The organism is Arthrobacter sp. CDRTa11 (assembly GCF_026427775.1).
Taxonomy (GTDB): domain Bacteria; phylum Actinomycetota; class Actinomycetes; order Actinomycetales; family Micrococcaceae; genus Arthrobacter.
On sequence record NZ_CP044532.1, the window covers coordinates 4,716,554 to 4,729,076 of the forward strand.

13 protein-coding genes are annotated in these 12,523 nt (G+C 65.9%); 7 read left to right on the top strand and 6 right to left on the bottom strand.

The window, feature by feature from the left end:
• Window positions 1–8: 8 nt before the first annotated feature.
• Complete coding sequence (locus F8G81_RS21500) at window positions 9–1,943, bottom strand: DEAD/DEAH box helicase (RefSeq protein WP_267276655.1); 1,935 nt, start codon at window positions 1,941–1,943, stop codon at window positions 9–11.
• 404 nt (window positions 1,944–2,347) lie between these two features.
• Here F8G81_RS21500 and F8G81_RS21505 point away from each other — a divergent pair, with 404 nt between their 5' ends.
• Window positions 2,348–3,073, top strand: coding sequence for an SAM-dependent methyltransferase (locus tag F8G81_RS21505; RefSeq protein WP_267276656.1), 726 nt, complete (start codon window positions 2,348–2,350; stop codon window positions 3,071–3,073).
• 112 nt (window positions 3,074–3,185) lie between these two features.
• On the opposite strand, the gene F8G81_RS21510 is transcribed toward F8G81_RS21505, so the two are convergent.
• Entirely contained in the window at window positions 3,186–4,595 is a 1,410-nt protein-coding gene (locus tag F8G81_RS21510; RefSeq protein ID WP_267276657.1) for an MFS transporter, read from the bottom strand.
• 118 nt (window positions 4,596–4,713) lie between these two features.
• On the opposite strand from F8G81_RS21510, the gene soxR reads away from it, so the two are divergent.
• The 3 genes from soxR to trmB all read left to right on the top strand — a co-directional run bounded on the left by soxR (window position 4,714) and on the right by trmB (window position 6,846).
• Window positions 4,714–5,202, top strand: a complete 489-nt coding sequence (gene soxR, locus F8G81_RS21515) for a redox-sensitive transcriptional activator SoxR (RefSeq protein ID WP_267276658.1) — start codon at window positions 4,714–4,716, stop codon at window positions 5,200–5,202.
• 183 nt (window positions 5,203–5,385) lie between these two features.
• The gene (locus F8G81_RS21520) at window positions 5,386–5,790 is read left to right on the top strand and encodes a hypothetical protein (RefSeq protein ID WP_267276659.1); all 405 of its coding nucleotides are present in this window, start codon (window positions 5,386–5,388) and stop codon (window positions 5,788–5,790) included.
• A gap of 132 nt (window positions 5,791–5,922) precedes the next feature.
• A complete protein-coding gene (gene trmB / locus F8G81_RS21525; protein ID WP_267276660.1) occupies window positions 5,923–6,846 on the top strand; it encodes a tRNA (guanosine(46)-N7)-methyltransferase TrmB in 924 nt (307 codons plus the stop codon).
• Window positions 6,847–6,848: 2 nt separating this feature from the next.
• Here trmB and F8G81_RS21530 read toward each other — a convergent pair whose 3' ends face one another.
• Window positions 6,849–7,295, bottom strand: coding sequence for a hypothetical protein (locus F8G81_RS21530; RefSeq protein WP_267276661.1), 447 nt, complete (start codon window positions 7,293–7,295; stop codon window positions 6,849–6,851).
• Window positions 7,296–7,369: 74 nt separating this feature from the next.
• Entirely contained in the window at window positions 7,370–8,950 is a 1,581-nt protein-coding gene (locus F8G81_RS21535; RefSeq protein WP_267276662.1) for a hypothetical protein, read from the bottom strand.
• A gap of 255 nt (window positions 8,951–9,205) precedes the next feature.
• Here F8G81_RS21535 and F8G81_RS21540 point away from each other — a divergent pair, with 255 nt between their 5' ends.
• Both F8G81_RS21540 and F8G81_RS21545 read left to right on the top strand, forming a co-directional pair.
• Complete coding sequence (locus F8G81_RS21540; RefSeq protein ID WP_267276663.1) at window positions 9,206–10,048, top strand: DUF1206 domain-containing protein; 843 nt, start codon at window positions 9,206–9,208, stop codon at window positions 10,046–10,048.
• A gap of 42 nt (window positions 10,049–10,090) precedes the next feature.
• Window positions 10,091–10,585, top strand: coding sequence for an SRPBCC family protein (locus tag F8G81_RS21545; RefSeq protein WP_267276664.1), 495 nt, complete (start codon window positions 10,091–10,093; stop codon window positions 10,583–10,585).
• A gap of 22 nt (window positions 10,586–10,607) precedes the next feature.
• On the opposite strand, the gene F8G81_RS21550 is transcribed toward F8G81_RS21545, so the two are convergent.
• Together F8G81_RS21550 and F8G81_RS21555 are read right to left on the bottom strand one after the other, a co-directional pair.
• Window positions 10,608–11,270 carry an anti-sigma factor family protein gene (locus tag F8G81_RS21550; protein WP_267276665.1) on the bottom strand — a complete coding sequence of 221 codons (663 nt, stop codon included), beginning with the start codon at window positions 11,268–11,270 and terminating at the stop codon, window positions 10,608–10,610.
• A complete protein-coding gene (locus F8G81_RS21555; protein WP_267276666.1) occupies window positions 11,267–11,767 on the bottom strand; it encodes a sigma-70 family RNA polymerase sigma factor in 501 nt (166 codons plus the stop codon). Before F8G81_RS21555 ends, F8G81_RS21550 begins: the two co-directional genes overlap by 4 nt.
• Before the next feature lie 163 nt (window positions 11,768–11,930).
• Here F8G81_RS21555 and F8G81_RS21560 point away from each other — a divergent pair, with 163 nt between their 5' ends.
• Entirely contained in the window at window positions 11,931–12,482 is a 552-nt protein-coding gene (locus tag F8G81_RS21560) for a hypothetical protein (protein ID WP_267276667.1), read from the top strand.
• The last annotated feature ends 41 nt before the right edge of the window (window positions 12,483–12,523 follow it).

Consider the following 12,523-nt stretch of genomic DNA (forward strand, 5'->3'; position numbering starts at 1 on the left):
AGCTGACCTTAGCGGCCGCGGCGTTCGTTGGACGCCGGAGCCGACGCGCGGCGGGGGCCGCTGCGGGCCGGACGGCCTTCACCGGACCGGCCGGAGCCGCCGTTGCCTGCATAGGATCCGCCGGAGGTTCCACCGGTGTTGGAGGACCAGACAGCCTTGTTGCCACCGGCGCCGCCGGAGCTGGCGCCACCGGCACGCTGGCCGGATCCGCCGGTGCGGGCACCGGCCGCAGCTGTGCGGGCACCGGTTCCGGCTGCACGCTGACCGGTTGCCGGGCGGCCGTTACGCTGGCCACCGGAAGAAGCCGGGCGTCCGGTCCCGCCGCGGGGAGCGTCGCTCCGGGTGAGGCGGGAGTCTCCACGGCCTTCAGCCGCGCGGCCATCTGAACCGCGGCCAGCCGATGAGCGGCCACCTGCCGCGGGGACGTCGTTGCGGTGCGTGGAAGCGGTGCCACGGCCACGGGCATTGCGTCGTGCCGCGGCTGCGGCAATGGCGCGGTCCTCGTTCTGCTCAATGACACGGTCTGCCGCGTTGCGGGCTGCGGCCTGGCCTTCGTAGGCCACGGCACGACGCTCGGCGCGGGGGATGTCGGAGCGGGTGGGCTCGGCTGAAACGCGGCCGCGTCCGCCTCGTCCGCCCCGGCCACCTGCAGCAGGGGCGCCCTGGACCGAGCGGCGCGCACGCTTACGCTCGGCGTTGGCACCAGTGGAGGTGCCGCCGCCCTGGTTGGCCTTGGCGGCCAGCAAGGCTGCACGGGTGCGGGGATCGATCTTGTCGGCCATTTCGCCCACGAGTTCCGCAACCAGCGGGGAGTTGGCGGTGACGCGCTCAAAGCTGACCTCGACGCCGGCGGCCTTCATCAGCTTCTTGACGTCGGACTGCTGCTCCGGCAGGGTCAGCGTGACCACGGTGCCGTCCGAGCCCGCACGTGCCGTACGGCCCGAGCGGTGCAGGTAAGCCTTGTGCTCTGTGGGCGGGTCCACGTGGATCACCAGTTCGACGTCGTCCACGTGGACGCCGCGGGCTGCGACGTCGGTGGCCACCAGGACGCGGACGTCACCGTTGGAGAATTCAGCCAGGTTCCGGTCACGGGCATTCTGCGAAAGGTTGCCGTGCAGATCAACGGCGGGGATCCCGGCGTCGGTCAGGGTCTTGGCCAGCTTGCGGGCGTGGTGCTTGGTCCGCATAAAGAGGACGCGGCGGCCGGCGCCGGAGGCGAGCTCCACGATCAGCTGCTTCTTGACTGTCTGGTCGTTGACCACCAGGACGTGGTGCTCCATGGTGGTCACCGCGGCCTGCGGGTCATCCACGGAGTGGGTCAGCGGGTTGGACAGGTAGCGCTGGACGATCTTGTCCACGCCGTTGTCCAGCGTGGCGGAGAACAGCAGGCGCTGGCCCTGGCTGGGGGTCATGTCCATGAGCTTCTTCACCACGGGCAGGAAGCCGAGGTCGGCCATGTGGTCGGCCTCGTCCAGGACAGTGATTTCCACGGCCTCAAGGGTCAGGATGCGCTGGCGGATCAGGTCCTCCAGGCGTCCCGGGCAGGCAATGACGATGTCGACCCCGGAGCGCAGCGCCTTTTCCTGGCGGGCCTGGGAGATGCCGCCGTAGATCACCGTGGTGTTCAGGCCGGCGGCCTTGGCCAGCGGCTCGATGGTGGCGTTGATCTGGGTGGCCAGTTCACGGGTGGGTGCAAGGACCAAACCCATGGGGCGGCCGGGCTTGCGGAAGTGCTTGGCTTCCCGCTCAGCGAGTCGTGCTACAAGCGGGATGGCGAAAGCGATGGTCTTGCCGGAGCCGGTACGGCCGCGGCCCAGGACGTCGCGTCCGGCCAGCGTGTCCGGAAGGGTCTTGACCTGGATGGGGAATGGTTCAGTGATTCCCTGTGCGGTGAGCGTGTCAGCAAGGGCTTTGGGCGTGCCAAGGGCAGCAAATGTAGTCAAAGTCAAAGGTCTTTCAGGCGGTATCCATACGGATATCGGCCCCCGATGCCGGTTGGCTCAAGGGTTCGCCGAAGAAAAGTCAGGTGATCAACCGGCCTGCTGCCACTTATGCAAAGCGGCGGCCGGGACCAAATAGAACGCGTTCATCGACGCAGGATGTGCCTCTCACATGAAAAAAGCCCAGTCCCTAAATGAAGGGAACCCGGGCATCACTGCACATCAAGTTCCCCAAGCTTACCATCCCGCCGCGCCCGACCCCGCCGTGAGCTCGTCACCCTGTCCCAACTAGGTAGCGCTATCTGTCGTTTTGAGGCCCCAGAACGACAGATAGCGCTACCTAGTTGGGGTGGGGGCGCGTCTGCCGGGCGTTGCCAGCGGGCGCCCTCCTGGAGCACGCTTGAGGCATGACTGAACAGGGCGAACACCACCACCACAAGACGGACGACGGCGGCACCCGGCTTACGGATGAACCCATCCAAAGTGCCGCTGAAGCCTGGGACGAGCGGTACAGCAGCAAGCCGAAGCTCTGGAGCGGCAAGCCCAACCCGCAACTGGTCCGCGAGGGAGGCGGACTCCGGCCGGGCAAGGCACTGGACCTGGGCTGCGGTGAGGGTGCCGACGCCATCTGGCTCGCCCAGCAGGGCTGGACCGTCACCGCCGTCGACGTTTCCGCCGTCGCCCTGGAACGCGCCGCCACACACGAAAAAGCCGCGCTGGAACGCGAAAGCGTCCATGCCGAAGGTCCCGGCGAGATTCCGAGCCGCATCCACTGGGAACAGTGCGACCTCGAGGAGTGGAAGCCCGAGGGAACGTACGACCTCGTCTCCTCCCAGTTCCTGCACTCGCCGCAACTGGCGTGGCAGGGGCCGCTGCGGACAGCCGCCGCCGCGGTCAAGCCCGGCGGCACACTGCTGATCGTGGGCCACCACCCGGACCGGCTGCCGCCCTGGGGCAACCACACCTCGCATGAGATGTTCTATACGCCAGCCCAACTGGTGGAGGAACTCGGCCTGGACTCGCCGGAATGGCTGGTGGAAGTCAACACCACGCGTGACCGCCACGTTGCCGGGCCTGACGGGCAGGAAGCTGTTATCGGCGATACCGTGCTCCGGGCTACCCGGCTGTCCTGACCACCGCACCCCTCCCCACCCCCTGGCACCTCCCCACCACCCTCGGAGTTTTTGTCCAGATGTGGCGACTTCCAGGGCGTGCAGGTCGCTACATCTGGACAAAAACTCCGGGTCAGGGGGAGACGCGGGGGGCCACCGCCACGCTTACGGCGGCAAGCACGGCGGCGAGGGCGAAGACGCCCGTGAACGACGCCGCCGTAGTCGTGAAGGCCGCGAATACGATGCCGGTGGTGGCGAGCGCCAGCGCCCCGCCGAGGGAATCGGAAATGGACATGGCCGAGCTGTTGAAGCCCTGGTCCTCCTTGGCGGACAGGGCCAGCGTCATCACGCTGAGCCGCGGATACAGGAGCCCCATGCCGCCGCCGGCGAAGATCCAGCCTGCAATCGCGACGGCGGCGGACCAGTTAAGTGCGGTGGTTGCCAGGGCCAGGACGATGGCGCCCAGCACCAGTACCGATCCGATCTGCACCGCCGCGCCGTGGGACAGCCGGGTGCCGAGCCTGCCCTGGATGGCCGAAGCGCCCGCCCAGGCCAATGCACCGCCCGTGAGGGTGAGCCCCGCGAACGTTGCCGGGAAGGAGTACTGCTCAATCAGCAGGTAGGGCAGGTACACCTCCGCGCCGAAGAATGCTGCCGAGGCCAGTCCCCGCGTGAGGATCACTGTGGGCAGTCCGCGCCGGGACGTCAGGGTTCCCCGCGGCACCAGCGGACGCACAGCCGCCAAGGCAATGGCGACGGCGGCGACGGCCAGGACTGCTGCGGCGGCGGGAACGCCGGGGATCCGGACCTCGGCGGACAGGTTCAGTCCCAGAACGGCCAGGGCGGCGAGCGCCGCCCACCCCATCCGGCCAACAGCCCACGGCGGCTTGGCCGCCCCGCTGCCGCCCTTCTGTTCGCCCGCCATCCCCCGGAGTACCGGCACGATCATCACCAGGGCCGGAATCACAAGGCCAACCACTCCAAGGAACACCCAGTGCCAGCTCAGCGCCTGCGCCAAGATCCCCGCTGCGAACGGTCCGATCAGGGACGGGATAACCCAGGCGGCTGAGAAGGCCGCGAAAATCTTCGGATGCAGCAGGGCCGGATATACGCGGGCCACAACAACGTAGAGGGCCACTGTCATGGCTCCGCCACCGAGCCCCTGCACCAGGCGTCCGGCAACCAGCACGGGCATGGAGGCTGCCGTACCCGCAATCAGCAGGCCAAGGACAAACAGGACCACCGATGAATAGAGCGGCACGGCCGGGCCCCGGCGGTCTGACCAGTTGCCGGCCGCCACCATGCCAATGACGCCGGTGGCCAGCGGCCCGGCGAAGGCAAGGGCGTATAGGCTGGCGCCGTCCAGTTCCCGGCTGACCAGGGGCATGATGGTGGTCACCGCGAGCGATTCGAAGGCGGCCAGGAAAACCAGGGCACACGCGCCGATTGTCACCCACAGATACGGCCGCCGGAGGATTCCGGCGGCGGGGTGGGTGGCTGGAAGAGTCGAATCGTGCACGGTAACGGCCTGATCAGTTGTCATGGACGCAACCGTAGGACCTCAACTATGGTTGAGGTCAAGGTCGCATCCAGCTAACGGAAGTTGGCCCTTCAGCCCGGAATGTCCAGCCCGGAACGCCGTTGGTCCAATAGGGGGAAGCATGCCACAGCTAGCAGGCGGAGCGCACCATCTCAGCGTGGGCGAGTTGTCGGACCGCAGTGGAGTGGCGGCGTCGGCTCTTCACTTTTACGAACGCAACGGCCTCCTCTCCTCCGAACGCACAGCCGGCAACCAGCGGCGATACCGCCGGGACGCCCTGCGGCGGGTCGCGTTCATCCGGGTGTCGCAGCGGGTGGGGATCCCGCTCAAAGACATCCGCGCGGCCCTGGATTCCCTGCCCGAAGGCCGCACACCCACCAAGCGCGACTGGTCACGGCTCTCGCGGCTCTGGCGCACGGAACTGGACGCGCGGATCGAGGCGCTTGAACACCTGCGCCGCGACCTGGATGGCTGCATTGGGTGTGGCTGCCTGAGCCTGAAGGCCTGCCGGCTGCAGAACCCGGCGGACCAGCTGGGCACTTCCGGCACGGGGGCAGTCCGGTGGAAGCCCGGGATTGCCCCGCCAGCAGCCTCATCAACTGACATTTAGCGCCGCCCTGTGCACGCCTTGGACGATGGCTTCCAGCCACCTGGGTGACTTATCCACATACAGCCTTCCGCGGGCTGCTGCTTCCTCGCCGCTTTCCTACGATGGATCCAGCCCCATCCTTGGTGCCCCAGGACCTTTCCGATCACGCTTTCCCAACAAGCTTTCCCGGCAAGAGGGAGAACCATGAGCCTTCCCGAACCGCCCCCTCAACCCATCGAGCAAAGCCCTGAGCAGTTCCCCATGCCCGTGGCCGAGGGCGGCGGTGAAGGAACAGCCAGCCTCGTCTTTAGCATCATTGCCCCTTGCAGCATGTTCTTTACCATTTATCCCAGCCTTCTGGCAGCCCTGCTGACCAGACCATCCGAAGGCGAAGGAAACCTGGACTGGGTTGCGGGCCTGGTGCTCTGGAGCTTTCCCGGCCTGTTTGGTCTGCTGGCTGTGACGCTTGGCATTTCAGCCCTGCGGGTTTTTCCGCCACATTCAAGTGGCCGGTCAGAGGCAGTGACAGCGCTCTGGATATCCGGAGCAGGATTCGCAGTGGGACTTACCCTCGTACTGTTGAAAAGGGACCTCATGTTCCTGCTCTGAGCCTGACCCCACATCTGCTGCCACTACTGCCACGCTGTGGCAGCGAGGGCAGCCTGACAAAGTTTTGGCGGCGCCAGCCCATCCCATGGTGCCGCGGTCCGGCCCCGCGAAGTCTCCTCTATTCTGGAAGTGATGAGTGAATCCCCAGAATCTCCCCAGCCCCCGCACAACCCGCGGCCGGTTACGCCCGGAACCCAGGCCTCGTTCGGCACCTACGGTGGCCGGCCTGTCAGCTTCGTACGCCGTGGAACCCGGCTGCAGGGACGTCGGCAGGCCGCATGGGAAGAGCACGCTGAGCGCTGGGCTGTGGATGTTCCCCGCCATATTGCCAACACCTCCGTCCACCCGGACTACACGTTCGACGCCGAAACGGTGTTCGGCAGGAAGGCGCCGCTGATCGTGGAGATCGGCTCCGGCCTGGGCGACGCCATCTGCCACGCCGCCGAGCAGAACCCGGACACTGACTTCCTGGCCGTGGAGGTCTATACGCCCGGACTGGCCAACACCATCATGAAGATCAACAGCCGCGGACTGCGCAATGTCCGCGTGGTTGAGGCCAACGCTCCGGAGGTGCTGGCCACCATGCTTCCCGCCGGGTCGGTCACCGAACTGTGGGTCTTCTTCCCTGACCCCTGGCACAAGTCCCGGCACCACAAGCGCCGCCTCATCCAGCCCGCGTTCGCCGGCCTCGCCGCACGTGCCCTGAAGAAGGGCGGCCTGTGGCGGATCGCCACCGACTGGTCCAACTATGCCGTTCACGTCCGCGACGTCCTGGCCAACTCGGAAGACTTCGAAAACCTGCACACCGGCGAGCGCCATGGGCCCGAGAGCCCGCTCACCCAGGTGTGGCAGTCCGGCGTCGAATCCCTGGTGGGCGGCGCCCCGGTCCGCGAAGGCCGTGCCCCGGTCAGCACCGAACATACCGGCCCCAACGAGGGCGTAGACGAAACGGGCGGCTGGGCACCGCGTTTCGAAGGCAGGATCCGCACCAGCTTTGAAGCGAAGGCCCATGATGCCGGCAGGCTGATTTTCGACCTCTGCTACCGCAGGCTGTAGCCTCAGCTGACGCTGATGGCGGCCACAATCTCCTTGAGCATGCCGAGCCGCGGCTCGATCTCAGGGTTAACGTAGGGCCAGATCGCCAGGACGCCAATGAAGCGGTTGTTTTCCCACACACCAACGGGGGCTGCGACTTTCGCTGAACCGTCAGCATCCGTGTAACCCACCACCAGGGCGTACGAGGACTTGCCCGGCAGGTTCAATTCGCCCTCGGCCAGAAGTGTTCCCCCGCGGTCTTCCAGATAGAACTCGGAGATCAGATGCGCCCAGCCGTTTGCCTGCGCGGGACCATCAACGGTGGCGTCATCCGTGGCCACGGTCACCAGGACATTGCCCAGGAGCCCGAACTGTTCGCTGTTGGGTCCTGCGGTTGAGTTGTCCAGAACCTGGGTGTGCTCCGGGAAGTCTGCGGTGAAGCCGAGCGGGGATTCGATATGCACTGACATGGTTGCTCCTTCAGCAATAGGTCATGGCCGGGTGGGCTGACGATGGGGCTGGGACGGGATGCAGGACGGTCACGTTAAGGCATCCGCTCGAGCGAGGAGTCGTTCGCCACCTTATGGTACGTGGACTGATTGGCCACCACCTGGTTCTCGGTCTTGACCTCCACCTTGACCGCCTTGAAGTCGAGCCCGGCCTCATGGGTGGCCGTGGCGACGTGGTTGACCTGCACTGTTGCGGAGCCGGCCTGGTAAAGCTTGGCGGCATCCGAGGCTGCCGCTGCGGAGTTGCCCGTGGCGATGTTCCGCACATAGCTGTCCACAAGTTCCTTGTTGTCCGAGTAATCGACATCGATCTTCACCGTGCCCTGCGTACCTGCCGTGAAGGTTGACTCGGCTTTGCCGCCCGGCCCGTCCAGCCCTGCGCTGCCGCCGGAAGCCATTGTTCCTTCCATGGAAACGGAGATCGATTCCATGTTGTTGCCGGCATCCAGTTTGACCTCCAGCCCGGCCTTCCCGGACGCCTGGAACACTGCTCCGTTAAGATCCAGCTTGCCCTGCGCAGACACTTCGCCGCTGGCTGTGGCCGTGCCGTGAGTCATGCTCCGCTCATAGGCAAGGTCGAGCTGGGCCGAACCTGATGCGCCGCTTGAATCGCCCTGCACTTTCATGGAGTACGTTCCCTTGACCTTGTCATCATGGCCAGTGGCCCCGTTGTCCCGGGCGGCGTCGTGGACAGTGTCCGCAAGGTAGACGGGCGGGCTGCCCGCCAAGAGCGTCACCTCTCCCAACTCATCAGGCGGAAGATCCGACATCATCCGGTCGCGGGCGGCCAGTGCTTGGGCAGCGGTATCGAACTTGTACTCCCGTGACACTTCACCGCTCAGCGTTACCCCGGCGGTTCCGGAGGGATCATTGACGCCAAAGCCCAGATTTCCGTACACCTTCATGGTGGCCGAACCATCCATGTTCTCCTGGACTTTGGCTCCCACTGCCGCGCCGCCGTGATACCAGGCGGCCTTGGCGTTCACTTCCGCTTTGTCTGTCTCTACGAGGCGGGGGATGTCCCTGGAGCCCATCTCCGTCAGTAATGCCTTGGCCTGCTCCCGCGCAGACTCCGGGATCCCGCCCTCCATCTTCATCAGCTGCCGGGCGAACGGATCGTTGTGGGCTTCGCCCTCGATCAGGTACCGCCTTTCCTCCGCCGACAGGCCGTCCCACCATTTGGCCTGTTCTTCGGGGCTCGCGTTCACCATCCGGCCCAGGTCCTGTTCCAATTCCTGGCGCCGCGCTGCGGCATCTGCGGCTTCCTTGACGCGTTGCTCAAGCCAGTTCAGGCCGTCATTAGCCTTCGCCTTAATGTTGTCCAACGGGCTGGCACCCGAGCCTCCGGATGATCCGGCAGATGACTTTTCCTGCTCCTCGGCGTGCTGCAAAAGAAGCTTGGAGTTGTGACGGAGGTTAGACGCCACCTGTTCCAGGTTGGGGCGGTGGCTTCCGGACCACTCTTGGCGGAACCTCTCGCCGTCAGCACCCTTCCACGGCGCGGACTGAATCTGGCCCTGCAGGGAAGAGGCCTGGCTGCTGAGGAGTGAGGCCGCCCTATCCGCGGCCTTGGCCAACTCACGCAACTGGCTGACGTCAGCGCCGTAAAAAGTCATTCTGTCCCCCAAAGAAGTTGGCGATCAAGGTGTATCGCCGACCCAAATCGTTGCACATCTGCCTGGGTCCCCGCGATGGGCATCCCTCCCCATCCTCACGGGGCCGGCAGCGATACTCGCAGCCGGTGCCTCATGCTGCACGGAACCCGCTGCAGCAACCGAAAGCCGAGAGGCTCCCGGACTGTTGCCCGCGGGGTTCCCGTGGCACGATTGGCCTTGTGGTGGGGGCACGCAGGACTGCGCACCACAAGGCGCTTGCACAAAGGAACCACCATCAAAAGAGAACTCAGACAGGCCGCAGATGCGGCGGAGGATGTCACCAGCTCGCATGCGTTGGAGGTACTGGCCAGGGCTGGGTTCGCGGCAAGCGGCCTGCTGCATTTCCTTGTAGGGGCCATCGCCATCCGCCTCGCCATGGGCGGCAACGGCAGCGCCGACGTCAGCGGCGCGGTAGCGGAACTCTCGAGCCAGCCGGCGGGGCCGCTCCTGCTGTGGAGCAGCTTTGCAGCCTGCGCGGCCCTGGTCCTCTGGCAGGTTGGTGATGCCATCTTCGATTTCAACTATCTGCCGGCCAAAGACAAAGCGCTCAAGAAGGGCAAGGCAGCCGGCCAGGCCCTGGTGTTCACCATGCTGGCCCTGACACTGGCGTCGTTCGCCATGGGCACAGGCTCGGATGAGGACAACAGCCGGTCCGCGAGCGACCTCACCATCTCCGTTATGCAGGCACCCGGCGGCGTGGCCCTCCTGGTCCTTGTTGGTACAGGCATGGCCGTAGCCGGGGTGGTGTACGCGGTCCGGGGAATCAGGAAATCCTTCGAAAAGCACCTCAGGCTCCCCTCCTCCCCCACAGCCAGGACAGCCGTCTCGGCGTTGGGCGTGGCCGGGTACGTGGCCAAGGGCGCTGTGCTGCTCCTGACAGGCCTGCTTATCGCGATCGCCACGCTTCAGGCCCACCCGGAGGACTCCACAGGGCTCGACGGCGGGCTGAAGGCCCTCCGCGACCAGCCCTTCGGGATCTACCTGCTGGCCGCAGTGGGTGCCGGGCTGATCTGCTACGGCCTGTACATGATGGTGCGGGCACGCCTGGCGAGAATGTAGCCGGGAGAATGTAAGCCGCGGCAGTGCCGCTAGGGTTGACCCATGCCCCAGGTACGCGCCGAACGCTTCATTCGCCTCGACCCCGAAACCGCCTTTGCCTTCTCCCAGACCACGGGCGCCTTCCGGCTGAAGTGGGACCCGTTTATCTCCGCCCAGGGCTTCCTGGACGGCGCAACAGCGGCCGGGAAGGGCGTCCGGACCCGAACAGTCTCTCGGCTGGGCCTGGTGATGGTGAGTGAGTACGTTTCCTACACGCCGCCCAGGAACGTGGGCATGACCATGGTGTCGGGGCCGTGGTTCTTTACGAATTTTGGCGGCGGCTGGCGTTTCACTCCGGACGACGGCGGCACGCGGGCAGTCTGGAAGTACACCTTTTCGTGCCGGCCGGCTTGGTTGCGGCCGGTTGCTGAGCGGATTGGCAGCTGGCTCTTGGGCCGGGAGATCGAAAAGCGGATCGAAGCGTTCGCCCGTGCATGCGAGGATCCGGCTCTGGTGGCGGAGTTTCGCGGGGCCGGCAGTGGAATCAGCAATCAATAACTACACCGGCATGTGAGGGCACCTACGGAACGCTGATCACCGCCACCGCCTGCTGGGTTCCGTCACGGAGCTCCACACTGGCGATGCTGGAGAGCTGAACCGGGGTGGCGCCGGTGACCTTGATCCTGCCGCTGGGCGTGGCGGTCCAGGCGCAGGCCCTGTCCTCTCCGCCGTCGCGGTCGCGGATCCACAGCGAAAGCGTCCCGTCCAGGGGCATGCTGCTGCCGTCCACGGCAAGTTCGGTGCCCCACGTCTTCTTTGCCATGTCGATGCTGAACCGGAGGCCGTTTTCGGATTGAACGGAGTAGCTCGCGTCCGGTTGCGGGGGCCTGTTAAGCAGCGGTCCGGCCGCAAGGCCCAAGGCAAGGCAGGCGGCTGCCACGGCTCCCACGAGCGCTGCCCAACGCCGTCGTGATGTCCGACGGCGGGCCGCCAGTTCGTCAAGGACCGCCGCCGGAACCGTGGTGGCCGGCTCGGCGGCGGACGCAGGGCGGCCGCCTTCCGTCAGCGCCAGCGCGTCCGGGGCGGGCAGGGCGTCCAGCAGGAGCCTCAGTTTCTGCAGTTCTGCCAGCTCGGCCCGGCAGTCCGCGCATTCCCGTAGGTGGGCTTCGAAGCGGAGTGAATCCGCGGCGTCGAGGCCGCCCAGCACGTAGGCGCCGAGCAGTTGATGCAGCTCGGCGCTCATCGTTCCACCCCCATTTCGTCCAGGATGGTTCGCAGAGCACGCACCGCGTAGTAGGCCCGCGACTTCACTGTTCCGCTGGGGATGTTCAGCTGCGCCGCGGCCTCGTTGACGGTGAAGCGCCTGTAGTGAAGCGCCACCAGGACGGTGCGGTGTTCAGTACTAAGCCGGAGCAGCGCCTCCTCCATGAGGACCCGGTTAAGGAGTTCGTCCACACGCTCGGCTGCCTCGGCGGGATCGGTGAGCTCCTGCTCCAGCGCTTCAGCGGGCCGCCGCTGCGCCTTGCGGTAATTGTCGATCATGATGTTCCTCGCCGTCCGGAACAGGTAGCTGCGCAGGCTCCCGGTGATGTCAGGGGCCTGCTGCCAGACGCGAAGCACCGTTTCCTGAACCACGTCTTCGGCCAGTTGGGGATCCCGGGACGCGCTCAGCACAAAGCGTCGCAGGGCGGTGCCATGTTCCCGGTAGATGGCGGCCACCACGTCCTCGTCCAGCGGCATGCCCGGCCTCTCCTGTCCTAGCTTTTCCTGCTGTTCCTGCATCCGGCTGATACGACGTACAGGGGCGGCAAAAGGTTCACTTTTGAACCATTCTTTACCCTGATGCGTCGTACCAGTTAGCGTCCGGTGATCAGACGCCGGGCACCAGCCAAGGAGCATTCATATGAAACAGCATCTGGGCACTGGCTTTGCGGCGCTGGTCCTCGCGGCGGCCCTCTCCGGCTGCGGCGGCAGTCCCGGAACCACCACAACAACGCCCGCAGCGCCAGCGGCTCCGGAGACCACCAGCAGTCCTGGCACCACGTCCGCATCGCCGGGAACCAGTTCTCCAGGCGCCTCAGCCGCGGCCGATCTCAAGACGGAATCCTCCAGCGCCGGAGAGATCGTGGTTGACGCGAAGGGCATGAGCGTTTATTTCTTCACCAAGGATGTGAAAGACTCCGGCACCAGCGCCTGCACGGGATCGTGCATCACCCTCTGGCCACCGGTTATCACCCCGGCATCATCGCCGGCTGCTGAGGGCGTTACAGGAAAGCTGGGCACCATCACGACGCCGGAGGGCGCCAAGCAGGTAACCCTGAACGGCCTGCCGCTGTACTACTACGCCGAAGACAAGGAACCCGGCGACATCAAGGGGCAGGGCTTCAGCAACGTCTGGTACCTGGCCAGCCCGTCCGGGGACATGATCAAGACGGGGGCGTCGGCGGGGTACTGAGGCCCAGCAGGCTGAGCAGCGTTAGTGCCTGAGTTAGGACC